7 protein-coding genes are annotated in these 20,599 nt (G+C 42.2%); 1 reads left to right on the forward strand and 6 read right to left on the reverse strand.

Annotated elements, in window-relative coordinates:
* Positions 1-53: 53 nt before the first annotated feature.
* The 6 genes from BMX50_RS26535 to BMX50_RS26560 all read right to left on the reverse strand — a co-directional run bounded on the left by BMX50_RS26535 (position 54) and on the right by BMX50_RS26560 (position 18,764).
* Positions 54-743, reverse strand: a complete 690-nt coding sequence (locus BMX50_RS26535; RefSeq protein WP_091217428.1) for a fibronectin type III domain-containing protein — start codon at positions 741-743, stop codon at positions 54-56.
* Positions 743-7,834, reverse strand: coding sequence for an IPT/TIG domain-containing protein (locus BMX50_RS26540; protein WP_091217431.1), 7,092 nt, complete (start codon positions 7,832-7,834; stop codon positions 743-745). Before BMX50_RS26540 ends, BMX50_RS26535 begins: the two co-directional genes overlap by 1 nt.
* A gap of 288 nt (positions 7,835-8,122) precedes the next feature.
* Positions 8,123-10,309: a TonB-dependent receptor gene (locus BMX50_RS26545; RefSeq protein WP_091217435.1), complete on the reverse strand. Its 2,187-nt coding sequence runs from the start codon at positions 10,307-10,309 to the stop codon at positions 8,123-8,125.
* Positions 10,310-10,385: 76 nt separating this feature from the next.
* Positions 10,386-10,781: a hypothetical protein gene (locus BMX50_RS26550; protein ID WP_091217440.1), complete on the reverse strand. Its 396-nt coding sequence runs from the start codon at positions 10,779-10,781 to the stop codon at positions 10,386-10,388.
* Between the two features lie 43 nt (positions 10,782-10,824).
* On the reverse strand, positions 10,825-17,253 hold the full coding sequence (locus tag BMX50_RS26555) for an FG-GAP-like repeat-containing protein (RefSeq protein WP_091217444.1): 6,429 nt from the start codon (positions 17,251-17,253) through the stop codon (positions 10,825-10,827).
* Positions 17,254-17,762: 509 nt separating this feature from the next.
* Complete coding sequence (locus tag BMX50_RS26560; RefSeq protein ID WP_091217447.1) at positions 17,763-18,764, reverse strand: hypothetical protein; 1,002 nt, start codon at positions 18,762-18,764, stop codon at positions 17,763-17,765.
* 423 nt (positions 18,765-19,187) lie between these two features.
* Between BMX50_RS26560 and BMX50_RS26565 the strand changes: the two genes are divergently transcribed.
* Entirely contained in the window at positions 19,188-20,429 is a 1,242-nt protein-coding gene (locus BMX50_RS26565; RefSeq protein WP_091217734.1) for a tyrosine-type recombinase/integrase, read from the forward strand.
* Positions 20,430-20,599 lie beyond the last annotated feature (170 nt).

Below are 20,599 nucleotides of genomic sequence, written 5' to 3' on the forward strand. Positions count from 1 at the left end.
TTTTTGGCATTGATTCAATCCGGTTTAAAGATTACATCAAGCTGCAGCAAGCGTTATTTTGTTGTGAACTGACTAATGCCTGAATCGGATGTATTTCCACTCGAATCCCTGGTTATCACCCTCCAATAATATGTTTTGCCAACCGAAACAGCGACATCTTTAAGCGTATTTTCTAATATCTTTCCCTGTAATAATATTGGCGATGGCGAATCACTCAAATAAACGTCGTAATTCGCAATATCGTTATCTACATCATTGCCAGTCCAGGATAACGCAATTTTCCCGTTAGTAACAGTTACTGCCTGATTCATTGCCGGAGCCGTAATCTCAGCAGGAAAAGGAGCATAATTAACTGTACCCGGACCCGAATTATAAAACTTCCAGGTGTCGCTTTGAGGCGTCGTCGAACTATTGGCAGCCTTTGATATAACCGACCACGAATAAGGGGTATTACGTTTTAAAGTAACATCAAATTGCGTATTCGCTGTAGTTTGAGTTGTATTTGTACCGTCGGCAAGGTTTTTAATATTTATATCGTAGCTGGTTGCATTTGTAGCAGCAGACCACTTTAAAGTAACCGTGCTTTCAGATACAGAGATGACAGCTCCCTGGGTACAAACTTCGTTTTGAGCAGGTGTCAGGAGAGTGGGTTTACCTAATACAGGTGTTATTGGATCGTTTTTCTTGCCGCCGCAGCCTGTTAAAATAACAAAGCTTAATATGCTAAAGATCGTTCGTTTCATTATTTTATAATTTTATAAACTGTCTCTTTTCCGTCAACAGTTACGTTAAGTGAATAAACACCCTTTTCTAAACCGGAAACATCCATGCTGATAACCCCCGATTGATTGGTGTAATTCTTTGTTAATTTAAGCAGGCCGGTATTTAAGCTATAAATCTTGAGAATTACAGTTATAGCCGTCCGTTTTCCGATGTTAATATGTAAAGTATTTTGGAAAGGGTTAGGGTAAGGAAGTGACCCCGAAATGTTAATTATCTTTTCTATTATGCCCTGGCAAAGCTTATCTGTACCCACTGTCAAAGCATTGCTTCCTTTATTTAACGGCAACGAAATTGTGTTGTTAGTTGTTTTGTAACTAACCCCATTTAGCTTGATATCATAAGACGCCCCTCCGTCCATCGTTATATTTACCATTTCTGTAGCTTCGTTTACCGATGTATACACAGACAAATCTTTCGGTTCGGTAATAACCAGGTCAAAGCATTGCTTAATATTTGCCAGCGCAGCATCTGTAATACAAACGTTATATGTGCCCGGCGATAAGTCGCCAATATTTTTTTCCGTACTAAACGTGTAGGTTTTATTTAAGCCATTGCCCGTAATTACAGCGCTGTAATTTGCAGATTGGGCTGCTGTAATATTGATTGATCCGTTGTTTTGCCCTTTGCAGGTTACGCTATTGGTCGCGATTTTTAAATTAGTTACAGAAGCGGTAACAGTTAGTTTACCGTTAACATAATTAAAATCATAATTATCGGAAACCGCCCCACTAACCACTATGTCATAAATACCGGCCGGCGACTGCTTATTGGCTACCGTGCTAATTATCGGTAACACGGATAATTTGGTTTTATCTTCGCCGCTAATAAAACCGCTATAATCAAATGTCAAAACGGGGTTTGCCATTCCAAACACACGGGTTTGATCGGCTGCCTTTATCTGCAAGGCCTTTTTGCTGATAACCAGTATCTGTTTAGCTTCTGATGCAGAATTATTCAACGCGTCGCCAATTTGAGATGCAGTAATAGTGATTGTTCCTGCTTTAATAATATGCAGCTTACCATTTGTTATGATTGCCACGTCAGGCTTATCTACATTATAAGTTATGGGAATGGTAACGTTATTACTTACCGCTGGTAAAAGGAAGTCATTATCTCCATAGGTGAGGTTTGTAAGTGCAGGAAAATTAATAACAAGATTGTATTTAACAGTTATTCCCGGCAATGTTGCTGTGCCGCCCGCCGTGGTTACAGCCAAATCCCCGCTAACGCCGGGAAAAGTGGCTGTAATTTTGGTATCAGAGTTTACGATGAATGCCGAAGCCGGAATACCACCAATGGTTACGCCCGTAGCCTTTGTTAAATTACTGCCATTAATGATCAGTGTACCGCTGCCATCTGTTAAGGCATTTGCAGAAGTTATAACCGGCGCCGGGATAAAAACAAAGCCGGGGAAAGAGGCCGGGCCATTAGGTGTTTGAATGGAAATAGCTCCTGTTTCTCCCTCGCCCACAATAGCGGTAATGGTTTGAGTTGAATCAACTTTAAAGGATTGTGCTATTTTACTGCCAAATTTCACAACCGTTGTTTCGTCAAAGTGCTCGCCTGTGATGGTTATTTTTGTACCTGCTTTGGCTGTTAACGGCGAAACCGCTGTGATTTTTGGCGTTACCACCGGGCCGTTATGATAAATGGTGAACGTGCTATTGTTAATATTCATAGCCATAATATCCATCCTGCCATCGCTATCCATATCATTTAGCCTGATAGCGGCCAATGTGTTTTGACTTCCGGTTATAAGCGGGGCAGCACCTGCAATAGATATATTACCTACAGAAGATTGATTACGGGCGTAATAAACCCCATTGTACGATGCACCTACAAGATCAATTTTCCCATCGCCATTCATGTCGGCAACGCTAAGGTTAGATGTCATTGATGAATTTGAAAAAGCTCTGGCCTCATCAAGTGAAGAGGCATCTATTGTTCCTTTCGTGGCAATATTTCTTGAGATGAGTAACTGATTTGCAGCAAAATCATCTTCAACGATATCGGCCTTATTGTCGCCGTCAAAGTCGGCTGTAACCATTTCCTGAGTTTCATAGTAATATCCGCGGTGCGTGAAATAAGTAAGCGGAAAATCCGACTCTGAAAGATCGCCGGGGACAGAATTATTTTTAAATATTGATATACCTGTATATGAACTTGCCGCAATTGGGTCAGGTTTATTGTCGCCGTCTATATCGGTAATTGCTATACAATTAGTGCCGCTTGAAGAAGTGTTTCTAAGCACCATTATTGGCCCGAACGAAATATTTGACCCGGTTGAAGTGTTAGGATAGCAATAACCAACAAATGATTCATAAATCACCAGATCGGGCCTGCCATCCAGATTCATATCTCTGAGCATTATGCTTCCGGTTGTTCCGTTTAGGTTCTCCAGTGTTATATGTTCAAAGGAAATATTGCCATTTGTTGATGTGTTATGTAAAACATTTATACTGGGCGTATTACTATACATAATATCCATTTTTCCATCGCCATCTACATCACCAACTGTTACAGCCATTGCCTCCCTTTCACTTTCAAGTACAATTTTTTGCAGAAATGACGATTTAGACAATAGCGGATCGGCGCCATGCCTTAGGATATATATAGAATCTTCTCTCGATATCAGTATGTCCGGGTTACCATCTCCATCAAAATCATGAATAGCCATAACTCCAACCGCTGATTTAAGCTTAATATCAAGCCTGTTCGAAAAGCTGGTTGCACCTGCGGTATTAGTTACAATGAAAGGCAGATTGGAACTTCCTGACAATTTTTTATCGGTATTGACCACCGTTATCAAATTGTTGGCCCCTGCAGGCACAATAACTTCCAAATGAGTTTTAGTAGCACTTTTAACCCGCCCTTTAACCGGACCGAAGAATACAACGTTTTTTTGAGGTGAAGTACTAAAATTGCCTCCCTCTATGGCCACGGTTGTTCCTATTGGCCCTGAAGCAGGCGAAAAAGAAGCTATTGAAGGCGGCGTATCATATAAATATCCGAGTAACGTACCGGTACCGCCTGCGGCCTTCACCGAAATAGCACCTGTAGCTCCAGCACCTGGTTTAGCCGAAATACTTGTTGGCGACAACACAGTAAACGACGTTGCTGTTACGCCGCCAAATTTAACTTCGGTAACATCCTGAAAATTATTGCCGGTAATGGTTACCACCGCGTTTGATGCATCACCACTTTTTGTGTAAGAACTTACTACCGGTGCCGGTATAAAAGTAAATCCGGAAAATACCGCCGAACCACCAGGCCCTGTAATGGTAATATCGCCCGACTCCCCATATGCCGGTTCTGCTGTAATTTGGGTTGGCGAAACTATTTTAAAATTGGCATAGTTAGCCCCAAACTGAAGCTGGGTTATGCCTGTAAAGTTTGTACCGTTAATGGTTACGGTTGTTTGCGCATTGGCCTTTAGCGGGCTAACTGATGTGATAGTTGGGGCAGGGTACCAGGTAAAACCATCCGACTCGGCTAAGCCGGCTACAGTTTTAAGCGAAACTTTACCGGTAGCTCCAGTGCCTACTTTGGCTGTAACTAAATAGTCGGTAACACTGGTAATAGTTGCAGGTACTCCACCAACTTTCACTTCGGATGTGCTGGCGAGGTAATAGCCACTGATATTCATTATTGTACCTGAACCGCCAGAGGTTGGGGTGAAGGAATATATAACAGGTGGATACACATATGTAAAACCATCTTTATAGGCAGTGCCGTCCGGCCCTGTTACGCTAACCGTACCGCTTGTACCGGTGGCTATTACAGCATCAATTTCTTTAGAAGAAACAATTTTAAAAGAAGCAGCATCAGTACCCCCAAACTTCACCGATTGTATGGCATCTAAATTTTCGCCGGTTATAACTATGGTTTGCCCCGCTGTGGCAAATGAAGGACTAATTGCCGCAATTATTGGAGATGAATATTTAAAGCCGCTTATAGTAGCTGTACCACCTGCCGTAGCAACAGTTATATTGCCACTGGCCCCATTACCAACAGTTGCAGCTATAGTTGTGGGCGATGATACATAGGCATACAACGCCGGAATACCTCCGAATTTCACCGTTATATTTCCGTAAAAATCTGTCCCTGTAATGGTTACAGTCCCCCCGTTTTTTTGCGAAGAAGGGGTAAACGAAGTAATAACCGGTGCCTGCACCCAGGTAAAGCCAGATATTTGGTCGGTACCCTGTGGTGTTGTTACCACCACATTACCCGATACACTCGTTGCAGCAGGTGTTGCAGTAATGCTTGTTGCCGAAGTAACAATAAAAGATGCTGCCGGCACACCACCAAAACTTACAGATGTAGCTCCGGTGAAATTGTTGCCTGTTATAGTTACCGGCGTTGCAGAAAGAGCTCCCGCATAAGCAGGGTTTAAATAACTTATAACCGGGCCGGGATGATCAAAGCCGGCTATTGTAGCTTTACCTAAGGGCGTGGTAACCGCTATGTTTCCGGCCTTTCCTGTTCCAACTATAGCTGTGATTTCTGAAGGAGAGTTAATGGTAAAAGAAGTGGCAGGCACGCCCCCAAACTCAACTGCCGAAGTATTGGTAAAATTACTGCCTTTAATAATAACCGTTTCTCCAATACCGGCGCGCGCAGGCGAAAAAGAGGTGATAACAGGCCCCGTATGCGTAAAGCCCGCCAAACTTGCATAACCACCTTCCGAAGAAACTGTAACTGCGCCTGTTGTTCCGTAGCCTACAGTAGCTTCTATCTGGGTTGAAGATAAAACCTTAAATGCAGCACCAATACCACCAAATGAAACGTTGTCAACTTCATCGAGATTAGTGCCGGTAATGGTTACTTTATCACCAATAGCAGCCGTTTGCGGTGTAAATGATGTAATAGTTGGTGCTTGTACCAAAACAAAACCCGGATGGGTAACCGTCCCCCCTGCGGTCGTAATCGTAATGTCGCCTGATGCGGCCCCATAGCCAACATTAGCGTATAACTGACTATCATAATTATAGCTGATATTGGCAGGTACCCCGCCTATGGTTACCAGCGCCCCGCTAAGGCCCGAACCATAAATAATAATAGTTGAATTATATCCTGCCTTTGTTGGGTAAACCTGCGTTATCACAGGCGGGGGAATGAAGCTGAAGTTATAATAAGACCCTGAAGTACCGGCCGGTGTAGTTACAGTAATGCCATTTGATGATCCTGCTGCAACAACAGCGGTGATCTGCGTTGATGAAACAACTTTAAATGAAGTGGCATTTGTATTGCCAAACTTAACTGTGGTAGCGTTATTGAAGTTGCTGCCATTTATCGTTATTGTTGCGCCTGCACCGCCACTGGCTGGTGAAATTGAAGAAACTGATGGTGCCCCTATATAAGTGAATCCCGGAAATCTGCCATTTCCGCTGGGAGCTGATATATATACATCACCAGATGCGCCATCAACCAACGTGGCTTCTATTTGTGTTGGAGAATTTATATTGTATGTTGCATAGCTCCCTCCAAAATACACACCATTAACATTTGAAAAACCTGTACCTGTAATAGTTATCTTATTACCTTTCCATCCGGTTAATGGTGAAACAGAAGATATTGACGGGGGCGGAATAAAACTAAACCCCGAAAGACGGGCTGTTCCTCTTGGTGTGGTTACAGTCACCTCGCCCGAAGCAGCTCCAACAGGCACGTAAACAGATATGCTTGTTGGTGATACCTGATAATAGTCAGCATCTTTACCACCAAAAGTAATACCCGTAGCTCCGGTAAAAAAATTACCGGTTATAACTATCGGAGTTCCCGGATAACCTTCTTTAGGGCTGAATGAGTTAATAACCGGTGGGTCTGCCGATAATACTACCTGCAGATTGATCGTGGTCGAAGCCATTCCGGATGCATTGGAGGCTGTAATTTTATAATTTGCGGCATCAGAAAGGGTTGATGGCGTGCCACTGATAGTCCCATCCGTGCCTAAAACCAATCCGGCTGGTAGCACCGGTGATACATTGTAGCCGGTTGTATTTATTTTATAAAATCCGTCGCTAAAAAATCCCCCTCCACAAGCTATAATGTTATCATTTTCATCGAGTGCAATTTTAGTCGAAAACGGTTGATAAACAATCTGGCCATTATTATCATAATAGGGGCCCGGAATTGTATATACTTCCCCTGTTGGACTTACTTTTCGCAACAAGTCATTATGCTCACCTATAATCAAATAGCCTTTTGAATCAACTTTTATATTTTCGGGATAGTTAAAAGTAGCAGCAGTGCCAACCCCGTCGTCATCACCATTTTTTGTTGAGCCGGCAATTGTTGTTACCAATCCGGCAGGTGTAATTTTCCTGATCATGTTATTGGTATAATCCGCTACATATAAATTGCCTGCTTTATCGATAGCCAAGCCGTTGGGATTGTTGAAAGAAGCATTTGTACCCAGCCCATCGCTGGCACCGTTTCCAACTTTTCCCGCAAACACTGAAGTTGTACCGTCTTTGGCAATTTTCATGATTCTGCCGGCACTTTCGGCCACGTATATTATCCCATTGGCATCTGCTACTATGCCACGTGGCGCTCTAAAGCCCTGTGCATATGTAGTAACCACACCCGCAGTAGTAATTTTCCTAACCCTGGAGTTTAACGCGTCGCGATAATTATCTTCAGTTACATATAAATTACCTTCAGCATCGTTGGTAATGTTATTAATATCTCCAAAAAGTGCATTAGCGCCCACCCCATCAGCGTAGCCGTATTCATTACTTCCTGCTAATGTTGAATATGTACCATCTGGCTTTATATGCAAAATACTACGGTATTGCTCACCATAAATATCGCCGGAGGGCAGTCGTACAAAATTAGTAACAATGGCAGTTGAACTTAGTATCCTGTTAACCTGGGGATAAATTGAATTGGGGACTGCCCCTCCTATGTTGTTTACTTTAACTGGAGTTATGCTTTTCCCGAGATAAGCAGTTTGCGGACTTGGATAATTGATATTGGGTTTCTGGGCGCTGAGTTTTGCAGAAAAAAACAAGCACAGAAGAAAAGCAGGTAAAAATAACTTATACATGAAATTGTGAAAAAGTTTGGTTTGGGTATAACGACAGTACTAATATCTACTAAATAGATTTTGGGAAGAGGGCTTTTGGGTTAATGTGATAAGACTTAATTATTTAATGGTAAATATAAGGCTAACTTCTGATAATTGAAATAAATCGCAATTGAATAAGTAACATAGTAACACTGGTTTCAAGATAGTTTTCCATATCACCAATGGGATATATTAAGCCTGTAACTTGCATGTTCTAAATTTAAAACTTGCAAGTTACAGGCTTAATATATTATTTCGCATTTGCCATTAATGAGCCCTGTTCAGCAGCTTAACCCTGATCCCTACGTTGACAACCGCACCATCTAATGGCACATAAATATCTTTGAAATTGGGATTGGTTAAACTTCCGGTATAAATGCCGGCCCACTTAGTTTGGCGCTGATTGGTCAGGTTTTCTGCATTTACGAAAATGTCGAAGTGCTTCCACATCTTTTGCACCAGTAAACCAAAAGTGGTATAGCCTTTACCGGTAGTACCGTCCGACAACAACTGCGGCGCGGTATAAAAGCTCTCGGCACCAAAACGGCAAATACCTTCTATCTCATAAGTGGCATCAAAACTTAGCTGATTTTTGGGTGTTAACGTTTGCGGCATGCTTAAACCGTTAAAATGTGTTTTAGTGTCCGTATAGGTATAACCCAGGTAAAACACCAATTCGTCCATCACCAGTTTGATATTGGTTTCGGCCCCCTTTGAGTTTAAATAACCAGGACCATTAATAAAGCTGTTGTTTTGCAAAATAAGCGGCCTGTTTACACGGGTAAAAAAGAACAATTGATTAACATTAATAAATGCCTCATCGCCCAAGGCGCTGCGGTAGTTAAGATCACCGTTTAAACCATATGACTGCTCGGCCCGGGTAGCCCCAATATTCAAAGGCTGGATATGCCGATAGCCCTCCTGTTCGCTTTCATCATTAAATAATGATGGCATCTTGTAACCTAAGCCACCACCAATGCGGCTACTCAAATCGTTAGTGATTTTAAATAAAGCGTTTACCCTCGGTAAAATAAATAAACCCGACGATGGCTTTGCAGGTGCGGGGGTATTTTCATCCAGCCGCAGGCCGCTCTCAAGCGAAAACCAGTTATTGGCCTTATAGGTATTTTGCACAAATGCCCCTAAAGTTGTTAAATCATAATTGAAACTGCTTTGTGGCGGTTGCGCTGTAAAATGATCGGTAACTAAATTTACGCCGGCCACCCACGAGGCTTTTCCGCCATTACGCACGTAGTTTAATTCGCTAAATGAAGATAGTTGCTTCCCTTTAAAATCAAACCCGGGCTCGCTTAACGTCCGGTCAAAATAGCCAATGGCATTCTTAAAATTAATGCGGCTCTCCCCGTCTATTTTATGGGTAAACGATAAATAGGTTGAGAAACGCGTTGTTTTATTACGCTCAAAATACTGATGAATATCATCCGGTTTGCCGTCAATCACCTGCATATCGCCACCCAGCCTGTTTTCAGCAGTTAGGTTAACTCCAAACCAACCCGAATTACGGTCATCCATGTACAAAAACACTTTAGGGTTAATGCTGAAACGTTTGGTTAAAGGGATGGCACTCAATCCGGTACCCGACGGGTCATAAGCGCCGTTGTAATTATACGAACCAAAGATAGTTGTACCTATATGCTGCCATTTCTGGCTGTAGTAACCGCTTGCATCAGCACCTTTTGCACTTGTACCGTTAAGCATGAAAGTTAATTCCGGATCTTTTTCCGGCACCTTGCTAATCAGATTAACTAAACCGGCTATGGCGCCCCCGCCGTAAAGTGTGGAAGCTGAACCTTTGATAAATTCAACCTGCCTTAAATTGAGCGGACTGATCTGTAATAAGCTAAGATTGCCGGAAAAGCCTGAGTAAAGCGGCATTCCATCCTGTAATAACTGTGTATAGCGACTATCCAGGCCCTGGATACGGAAGCTGGCATTACCGCTTACTGCCGAGGTTTGTTGTACATGGATCCCGGTAGCTTCGCCCAGCAGCATTTTAATATCGCCCGGCCTCATGGTGCTCTTTTCATCCAGTTCCTCTAAAGGCAGTGCTTCGATGCGGGTTGGAATATCGCGCAGGTTTTGATTAGTGCGGGTAGTTTGTACGGTAACCTCCGCCAGTTCACCGCCTGATGGCTCTAACCCGATAATTATGGGTTGTTCGGCGTGTTGCGCAGGAAAGCTGTAAACTTTTTCGCTTTTGGCAAAGCCTACGTAGCTTACCTCTATCTCATATTTACCGTTGGGAATATTGGTTATGGTTATTATGCCGGCTGTATCGGCGCTTAAGCTGATCTTAAGATCAGGAATAGTAGCGGTCGCTCCTTTTAATGCGCCTTTTGTTTGATTGTTGATCACCTTTGCCACAAAGGTATTTTGTGCCATTACCCAATGCACCAACAGCACACAAAGTAATAGCATGAAAGTTTTTTTCATGAATATATAAATAAGTTGGCCAAGGCACAGCTTTGGCTTGCGTTAAAAATGATGGATAAAAAAGTAGAAAAACCGGTCAGGCTATCGGCGGCCTGAAATGCTGATCTCGATATTCTGAAGTATGATAGCGGGTACGATACGCAGGTTCACTGGTTAATTGCTGCTCCGTATCACCAAGAAGTTGTACGGTATGCTGAAAGAAAAAAATTGATAATGTGGGCTGATGCTGAAACTGCAAAGCGTTTTCGTTCCTCGGCTTTGCGTCATGGGGATTGTTGCCGAAAAGTTCTTTTCCATGAAGTAAATAATCACCTACAAAATCACATACATCCGGTTTACCTGTCCTTACCTCACAGTATGACCGGTACATAGCAGGCAGGTCTCGCATAAGGGAAAAATCACTCAGGGGAAAAATCATGCTCCCCGCTAAAAAATAGCAGGCCAACAAAATCCCTGTGATTGAGAACTTCATGGGGTAAAGATAATAAACCTTTAATCAGTTGTTTCCCGGTCTATCACTTTTTCAATATTTTGAACACCTTGTTCAGATTATCTGCAGAAAAATTAAACAGGTAAATACCGGTTTTAAGATCGGGCAGGTTAACTGTCAATGTGCCGCTTTTATTGGTGTAACCGGCAGAATAAACCTGCTTACCAAATGTATCTGTTATCCTTACATTTAAGGATTTTATTACATCTGGTCCGAGATTGATGCTGATATGATCACTAAACGGATTTGGATATGGGACATCATTATCCACAACAATATCTTTTTGTACTATTCCCTGGCAAGCTTTTTCGGTACTTACCAATAATGTGTTTTTTCCTTTCGCCAATTGAAGTGTGATCTCATTTTCTGATGTCGTATAATAGGCTCCGTTCAGGTTAACAGTATAGGATGAACTGCCAGATAAATTAAGCGTAACCTGATTATTGGAGTTTATATTAGTTACATATACCGATAAGTCCTGGGGCTCGGTCACTACTACCGTAAAGCATTGACTATAATCGGGTTGTCCTGCAACAGTAATACATACATTATAGCTTCCGGCAGAAAGGTTGTTTATTTGCGCGGAACTGGTAAAAGAGTAAGAAGTTGTTGTAATGTTAGCGGCTGTTATAGTTGCGGTATAATTAAAGTTTTGCGCCGCTTTTACTATCACCGATCCGTTTGCAGAACCTTTACAAGCAGCGCTGATAATTTGGACGGTGAAGTTGGTTGCCGGTAAGGCAAATGTAGCATTAACAACTAAAGGTGCAGAAAGTGAAACAACGCCATTTAGAGAAACAGCTACCGTGTAAGAACCACCTGAGTTGGTTGAATAGGAAGGGCTGTTTGCTCCGCTGATGGCAACGCCATCTTTCATCCATTGATAATTATATCCGCTGCCCGGACTTGCTGTTAAGGTAAGTTTTTGCGTAGTTAAAATTGTTGTAGGTCCGGATGCTGTAATTACCGGGGTAGGAACAAAAGTAAATCCGCTGATACTAACGGTGCGATTGCCAATGGTTACCGAAATATCTCCACTTGTCCCGGATGCTACAACTGCTGTAACACTTGTTGACGAATTAACAGTAAACGACGAGGCTGCAACACCTCCAAAAGTTACCGCAGTAGCCCCGGTAAGGTTGGTACCGGTGATGGTTACGGTTTGCTTGCTACCTGCAGCAGTAGGCGTAAAAGACGCAATTGATGGTCCCGGGATAAATACAAAGCCGGTAGCCGTAGCAATTCCGCCGGGTGTTGTAATTACGATATTTCCACTTGCCCCGGATGCTACAACTGCTGTAACACTTGTTGCCGAATTAACAGTAAATGACGAGGCTGCAACACCTCCAAAAGTTACCGCAGTAGCTCCTGTAAAGTTTGTACCGGTGATGGTTACGGTTTGCTTGCTGCCTGCTGTAGTTGGCGTAAAAGATACAATTGATGGTGCCAGGGTAAATACAAAGCCGTTAGCCGTGGCTGTTCCGCCGGGTGTAGTAATTACGATATCTCCGCTGGCCCCGGATGCTACAATTGCAGTAACACTTGTTGCCGAATTAACGGTAAACGACGAGGCCTCAACACCCCCAAAAGTTACCGAAGTAGCCCCGGTAAAGTTTGTGCCGGTAATGGTTACGGTTTGCTTGCCACCTGCTGTGGATGGTGTAAAAGACGCAATTGATGGCGCTGGGATAAATACAAAGCCAGTAGCCGTGGCAGTTCCGCCGGGTGTTGTAATTACGATATCTCCGCTTGCTCCGGACGCTACAACTGCTGTAACACTTGTTGCCGAATTAACGGTAAACGACGAAGCTGCAACACCTCCAAAAGTTACTGCGGTAGCCCCGGTAAAGTTTGTACCGGTGATGGTTACGGTTTGCTTGCTACCGGCAGCAGTAGGCGTAAAAGATGCAATTGATGGTACCGGGATAAATACAAAGCCGGTGGCCGTGGCGGTTCCGCCGGGTGTTGTAATTACGATATTTCCGCTTGCTCCGGACGCTACAACTGCTGTAACACTTGTTGCCGAATTAATAGTAAACGACGAGGCTGCAACACCCCCAAAAGTTACCGAAGTAGCCCCGGTAAAGTTTGTACCGGTGACGGTTACGGTTTGCTTGCTACCTGCTGTAGATGGCGTAAAAGATACAATTGATGGTGCCAGGGTAAATACAAAGCCGTTAGCCGTGGCTGTTCCGCCGGGTGTTGTAATTACGATATCTCCGCTGGCCCCTAACGCTACAACTGCTGTAATACTTGTTGCCGAATTAACAGTAAACGATGAAGCTGCAACACCTCCAAAAGTTACCGCATTAGCCCCGGTAAAGTTTGTACCGATGATGGTTACGGTTTGCTTGCTGCCTGCAGCAGTAGGCGTAAAAGACGCAATTGATGGTGCCTGGATAAATACAAAGCCGGTAGCCGTGGCGGTTCCGCCAGGTGTTGTAATTACGATATTTCCGCTTGCTCCGGACGCTAAAACTGCTGTAACGCTTGTTGCCGAATTAACAGTAAACGATGAGGCTGCAACACCTCCAAAAGTTACCGCAGTAGCTCCTGTAAAGTTTGTACCGGTAATGGTTACAGTTTGCTTGCTACCGGCTGTAGTTGGCGTAAAAGATGTAATTGTGGGAGTACTGCTTGTGCTATTATAGGTAAAGCCACTTTTTGCTGCGGTACCACTGGGTGTAATAATGGTTATATCTCCGCTTTTCCCGCTGCCGGTAACTGCCGTAATGCTTGTTGCTGAATTAACAGTAAAAGATGCTGCTGCAACACCACCGAAAGAAACAGAGGTAACCCCTGCTAAATTTGTTCCCGTAATTGTTACGGTTTGTCCACTGCCGGCTGTAGCAGGCGTAAACGATGTAATTGCAGGTATTGAACCGGCGTAAATAAAAGTGCCGGTACCGTATGGTGTAGTAACGTCAATATCCCCCAGTGTAGCCGAATTGGCTATAGCAGTAATTTTGAGTGCAGAGTTGACCGTATAAGATCTTGCTGCCACGCCGCCAAATTTTACTGCGGTTGCACCTGTTAAAAAGCTACCATTAATGGTTACCGTAGGATACGGAGTTGTTGCAGCAACAGAATAAGAAGTGATGGCAGGCGGAGGCGAAAAGTCTTTAAGCGTAGCTGTACCAAATGATGTAGTAGCGGTAATCGTCCCTATGGCTTTTAAAGCCGAAATTGCGGTAATAACCGTATCTGACACTACAGTGTACGATGTGATTGTTTCTCCTGCAATATTTAGCGCTGTTGTCCCCAGTAAATTAGAACCGGTAATAACCACATTTTTGGTATTATCGCCTTTTACCACTTTATAGGTATAAAGCTGAGGCTCGTTCGACTGGTTTATCAGCAAAGAAAATCCATTGGCCCCATCAACCGCCACTGCAATATCGGGTTTTCCGTCGTTGTTAAAATCGCCGGAGGTAATTTCCTGCGAATGAAGCCCTGTTGCATAAGTTACCCTTGTATCAAATAATATATTGGTTCCTGTGCTTATATTTTTGAGCGCAGATACAGACGAGCCATTGTTGCCATTTGAAATCATCAGATCGGGCTTTCCGTCTCCATCCAGATCATTTGCAGCTAAATATTGGGCAAAAGTTGACTCGGGCAGAATATTGATGACCGGATTGCCGAAAGATATGTTACCAATAGTACTGATGTTTCTTAAAACTGAAAAAGCGTTTGCACCCGTCATTACAGCCACATCGGGTTTGCCGTCGCTGTCAAAATCAGCAAACGTAATACCAGTTTGGGCACCTCTTACTGTTATAATTTTTACAGGATCAAAACTTATTGCACCACGTACGCTGGTATTTCTTAATATACATATTGCATTGCTGGAGCTTGCAACGATATCTGTTTTACCGTCGCCATCCATATCGGTCATCACAATGCTCTGCACGCTATTCAGAGACTGGAAATCCAATTTATGAGCAAAGGAAATTACGCCATTGCTCGTTGTGTTTTTTAACACCGACACCAGCCCATCCTGATTAGAGCCGGTGGTAACAATATCGGGTTTCCCGTCGCCATCGAGGTCGCCGGTGTATAAATTGGTAACATTAAAATTAGTGGCAAAACTGGATTTTGCACTAAATGATAATGCACCTGCCGTTGACGTATTTTTAAATACAGAAACATTATCAAGGTATTTATCTGCCGTAGCTATGTCAGGTTTCCCGTCGCCATCAAAATCAGCAGCTGTAATGTCATATATATTAGTTCCGCCAATTAATCTTAAGGGCGTTCCCCCTTGAAATGGGGTTTGCTTATTTCCGCTGTTTTTAAAAACGTATATCGAGGTATTGAGCGAATAAATATTTTCGGGAAAAACAGCATCTAAGTAACCGTCTCCGTCAAAATCTGCCGTTGTAATTGCCTGTACATGTGCATAACCAACCGTTACATCCTGTTTAGCGGCAAACAAGCTGCTTCTGAATTTACCACCGTTGCCGGGGAAAGTAGTATTAAAAGCAATTGCCGAATATCCCGTAACCCCGTTGTTGGTAACACTGATGGGATAATTAAGCGAGCCATACGGTACTTTTACCGTTAAAGAAGTAGGCGAAGCAGCTGTGACAGTAGCTTTTAGTGAGCCAAAAAACACCTGGTTAGCACCGGGCGACGAATTAAAATTTGCACCCTTTATGATAACCGTTGTCCCAATAGGCCCCGAAGTTGGGCTAAACGAACTGATAACCGGTGTTAATACATTTGTAAAGCCAGATAAGGTAGCGTTACCGTAAGGCGTAGTAACAGATATTATACCCGAAGTATTAGCTGCAACAACTGCGGAAATACTTGTAGCCGAATTGATACTGTATGAAGTTATGGGTTTCCCGGCAATTGAAAGTGCACTTGTTTTAAGTAAGTTAGTACCATTAATGGTTACATGAACGCCATCTGTTGTTTTATATCCGGTTAGCACCGGCTCAATAACTTTGTTAATTCGGTAACCTGCCAAACCCGTTTGATCTGTCCCGGCAACCATGTCTGGTCTGCCATCGCCATCAATATCAGCAATACATACGGATTGCGGGCTATACAAAGAATATTCTTCGTTAGTGCCAAATTTAACTACCCCAGGTGTACTCAAATTTCGCAATACAGAAACCAGGTTAGTATTAATATTGTTATATAGGCTGCTATATCTTAAAACTATATCGCCTAAACCATCGCCATCCAAATCATTCATAGCAACGCCCAGTAAATTTATAGAACTTGGCGTTGAGTTGGTTTTAAGGTAATCTACATTATACAAATCCTGGTTAACTAAAACCAACGGAACACTTACCTTGGAAGCGAAAGAAAATGAACCAGCATTGGGTGTTGTATTTAAATATATTTGCACGCCCCCGTAAGTACTGCCTAATAGCAAATCAGGTTTTCCATCGTTATCAATATCGGCAACCGTTGATGAATATCCTGCATCAAAAGCAAAATCAACAGCGGTAGCGAACGAGATGTTTCCGCCCACAGTTGTATTTTTTCTGATAGATATTTTCGATGGCGTCCGGGAACCAATAACCATATCCGGTAATCCGTCGCCATCCATATCAGCCATCGAAGTGTTGTTAGTCTGTATGGATGTATAATCAATTTTTGGAGCGAATTTTATTCCCGTATTATCCGAAATGTTTTTATACACCGATATGGCGGTGCTTGTTATGCTTGTTACTACAAGGTCTGGCTTACCGTCGTTATCTATGTCACTTACAGTTAAAAAATAAGGCTTGTTAACCGTTGCTAAATTTGTTTTAGGAGCAAAGGATAAATTACCGGTGACGCTTGTATTTTTAAATAGATTTATAGTATTGGCATCTAAATTTAAAACTGCTACGTCAATTAACCCATCACCATCAAAATCGGCATTAGCAAAATCTCTTGGCCCGGCATCTGTTGTAAGTGTTAAAGTTGCTGGAGAAACAAACGGTGCGCTTGTACCCGACTGTACATTTTTTGATATATAGATTGCGTTGTTTGTAAATTCATTTACAATTAAATCGGGTTTACCATCCTGATCAAAGTCGGTCAATAAAGTTTTCCTTGGATACTGAGCGGTATTACTGCCCAACTTCAGATCAACAAAGGGGTTGAATGATGTTGGAGAAAATACGGTGTTACCGTCTATGAAAGTTACGTCGAATGGTTTTTTACTGTATGCGGTAGCATTGTTGGCGGTAACGCTTATAGGTTCATATGTTGAACCGCCGGGCACTTTAACAGTAATTGCGTTTACGGTGGCAGAAGCTACAATAGCTTTTACCCCTCCAAAATGAACTATATTATTTGTTGCTATCGGGCTGAAATTACTACCCTTAATGGTTACGGTAGCACCGATAGGACCCGACGAAGGAGAAAACGAAGATATAACCGGTGCCTGGGCATAAGCTGTAAGGGCATATGCAAATGCAATAATAGTGGATAGTAAATTTTTAATCATAGCTGTTTTGGCCAGTATTTAATGCCAAACCCGCTTGTTGCAATGATTTAAAGAGAGAACAGTGTTTTACAAAAAACATTATAGCAATAAGGTTTGGCTTTATTTATATACGGGATACCCCGATTGCAAAAGTAGCAATAGTATATTAATTCAGCATCAACAGATTGATATTCTTGCAATTATTTAGCAAGCGGAGGAATTTTTTAAGTTGCAGAAGCTTAACGCATCAATACTAAAAGTATCTTATTCTTGAAAAGTTATGCGCATAAAAAAAGCCTCACAGACCTGTAAGGCTCTTAGCTCCTGAAGCTGGGAAGAATTCGAACCGTTTTGTTGAAAATTTGCATGCAATCGCAGATTTTGAACTCACCATCATCGCTAACAACAATATCGAAACAAGGACAATCCGAACCCTAATTGGGCATTTATAAAACTTATCGAAACATCATATAAGCCGAAGAAATAATACCTGCATGATAAAAGCACCCCTATTTTCATACCAGCATATACTACAACTCGCTTTTCAACGTCTTTTTCAACTGGCTCAAAAATCTGGCTACACTTTTCGCATTTCCCGAGGTTGGTTCCTTAACAGCACATCCCATCTTCACGAAACTTTTCAGATCCTCCATCTGCCATATCGCTGCACCACTTATTCCCGGATAGTCGTTTTTAAAGCCTTTTAACTGGGTCTTGATCTCAGTTACTGATTTACTTCCTTTATAGGTATCGCATGTACTAAATGAACCACGTACCATAAATACCGGATAAATCGGCTGTTTAGGCTTAAGCGCCTCTACCCAGTCTTTGATTTCGTTTTTTACGCCGCCATCATAACATTGTAAATACAAAGCATCAACTACGTTTACATCTGATGCTTTTAGAATACTGCCCCAATAAGCGTATCCTTTATAAGGGCATAATGTCATATGCATATTTAGTTTTGCAGCAATCTTGCCCATCGCAATAATAGAAGGGCTGTCATACACAGACTCGTCATCAATACAAAATGCATCAGCGCCAAGCACCTCTTTGAGCACCCTACAGATATTATATAACGTACTCTGTTCACCGATACCGGTCACGATACCCGGCACCGTCTTAGATGGGTCATACCAGTCACGGATAAAATCAAATGTGTTTGGCGGCTGCCCATACCAACGCCCTTCCAGTAAAATTTCAATCCGGGATATGGAAGATTTTCTTTTGAGACCGGTTACCCTTCGCACATAGGAAGAATCGCCTACCCATTTACCGTTATGAATAATAGGTTGATGAGAATCACCAGAATACAAATCTCCGTTTGCATGAATGTAAAAACTTGATAACAACAGTGTATTAAACCCGCTGTGTTTCAACAACCGGTAAGTGGTATCATTGCCCGGATATAAACCCCTGCCATATATACCCAGGTTTTTGGCGGGTAAAGGCGCGGCTGGTGCATAGGTTTGTTGCGAGAAACATAAATGAGAAAAAGTAATTAACAAGATAGCTGACAATAATGCCTTCATAATAAATAATGGATAATAAAGGCCAATCTAAGCAGAAAACAGCTAACCACTATGCTTGTAGTGGATCTGTTACAGGTAAATTATGGTAGTTAAATACAGATAAATCAAAAATTCAAGGCATAAAAAAGCCTCACAGACATGTGAGGCTTTTGCTCCTGAGGCTGGGCTCGAACCAGCGACCCTCTGATTAACAGTCTATGGGAGGCACTTTTCGATGCTTTGTTTTTCATTTAATTACTTATATATCAGCAACTTATAAAAATGGCATTTTGTGATATTTTGCTATTTTTTGCCATTTTTTGCCCATTTGTGTGAGAAATGTGTGAGAGTAAAACAGGCGATTTTGTGGGAAATTTGCGTAATTTCGCATGTTCTAAAAAATTTGTGTGAGAAAAATAGGCATTTTACCTAATTTTAATGAAAATGGCAGTAAAAGTTAACTTATATTTAGATGAACGGAAGGTTGAAACCGGTAAAAAGGCGCCAGTAAAAATTAGGCTATATATCTCGCGTACCGATATCAGGCACTATCCTACAGACATTCATCTGACGGCTCAACAATTCCAACAATCCTATTTAACCGAAAAACCTAAAAAGGCTTTTCAGGAGATGAAAATATCACTAGGTGCGATAGAGGCTCGGGCGAATAAGATCATCACCAAAATGGACGGCATATTTATTCTTGATAAATTTGAGCGGGAAATGTTTCGGTCGCAAGCCAGCACCACAGATGTATGTGCCTACTATCAGGATTATATAGATGAACTAACCAGATACGGTCGTGCCGGCACCGCTTCCAATTACCGGCTAAGCTTGAAGTCTCTACTGGAGTTCGCAGGAAAGGATAATAAACCAGCGTCAAGCCTATCATTTTCTCGCGTTACAGTCGATTTTTTAAACAGGTATGAAAATTGGATGGTAGCCGCCGACAAATCCAAGACAACTGTGGGTATCTACTTGCGGCCTTTAAGGGCCATATTCAATAAAGCTATGGAAGAAGGCAGCATAGCTGCTGAACTCTATCCTTTCAAAAAATACAAAATACCTACGGGCCAAAACATAAAGAAGGCGTTAAGTAAAGAGGAATTAAAAAAATTATATACTGCTCCAGTTGAACCAGGAAGCCCGAAAGAAAAAGCAAGGGACTTTTGGTTTTTTAGTTACCAGTGTAATGGAATGAATTTCCGGGACATTGCAGAATTGAAGTATAAAAACATTAATAAAAAGTCTATTTCATTTTTGAGACACAAAACGCTTCACACAACTAAAGACAAGCCCAAGCCCATCATTATTCCTTTAACAGAAACGATTAAAGCAGTAATAGAACGCTATGGTACTCGTCCTTTTTTGCCGGACAATTATGTATTTCCGATATTAAATAAAAAGATGGATGAAGCTGAGAAGCTAAGGGTAAACCAAAACTTCATTCGGTTTGTCAACCAGCATATTCAAAAACTGGCGAAGGATCTTGAATTGGATGCGGATATATCCACCTATTACGCACGGCATTCTTTTACAACGGCTGCTATACGTAATGGCGCGAAAATGGAGTTGATACAAGAAAGTTTAGGCCATCGTAGTTTGAATACTACCCAAAACTATTGGGCCGGCTTCGAGGATAACGTAAAGCAAGAAATAGCCGATAAACTAATGGATTTTGGATAAATTAATTCGCACCTACGTGTTTGTGAGCTGTTATTTTTCAAGTTGCAAAGCAACCAGCCTAAATCCGATAGTCGGAAAATGAACACACCATGCCACCGCTAAAAAACAAAATAAAACGGCCCGCTCTGCATGGCCTTTACTTTTTATTTCGGCGGGGGCTATATTCGCGA

Source organism: Mucilaginibacter gossypiicola (assembly GCF_900110105.1).
Classification (GTDB): Bacteria; Bacteroidota; Bacteroidia; order Sphingobacteriales; family Sphingobacteriaceae; genus Mucilaginibacter; species Mucilaginibacter gossypiicola.

What these genes read in the sequence shown, in the direction of transcription:
- BMX50_RS26555 (WP_091217444.1), bottom strand. Translation starts at nt 17,253, where the DNA reads ATGATTAAAAATTTACTATCCACTATTATTGCATTTGCATATGCCCTT.
- BMX50_RS26535 (WP_091217428.1), bottom strand. Translation starts at nt 743, where the DNA reads ATGAAACGAACGATCTTTAGCATATTAAGCTTTGTTATTTTAACAGGC.
- BMX50_RS26550 (WP_091217440.1), bottom strand. Translation starts at nt 10,781, where the DNA reads ATGAAGTTCTCAATCACAGGGATTTTGTTGGCCTGCTATTTTTTAGCG.
- BMX50_RS26540 (WP_091217431.1), bottom strand. Translation starts at nt 7,834, where the DNA reads ATGTATAAGTTATTTTTACCTGCTTTTCTTCTGTGCTTGTTTTTTTCT.
- BMX50_RS26560 (WP_091217447.1), bottom strand. Translation starts at nt 18,764, where the DNA reads ATGAAGGCATTATTGTCAGCTATCTTGTTAATTACTTTTTCTCATTTA.
- BMX50_RS26565 (WP_091217734.1), top strand. Translation starts at nt 19,188, where the DNA reads ATGGCAGTAAAAGTTAACTTATATTTAGATGAACGGAAGGTTGAAACC.
- BMX50_RS26545 (WP_091217435.1), bottom strand. Translation starts at nt 10,309, where the DNA reads ATGAAAAAAACTTTCATGCTATTACTTTGTGTGCTGTTGGTGCATTGG.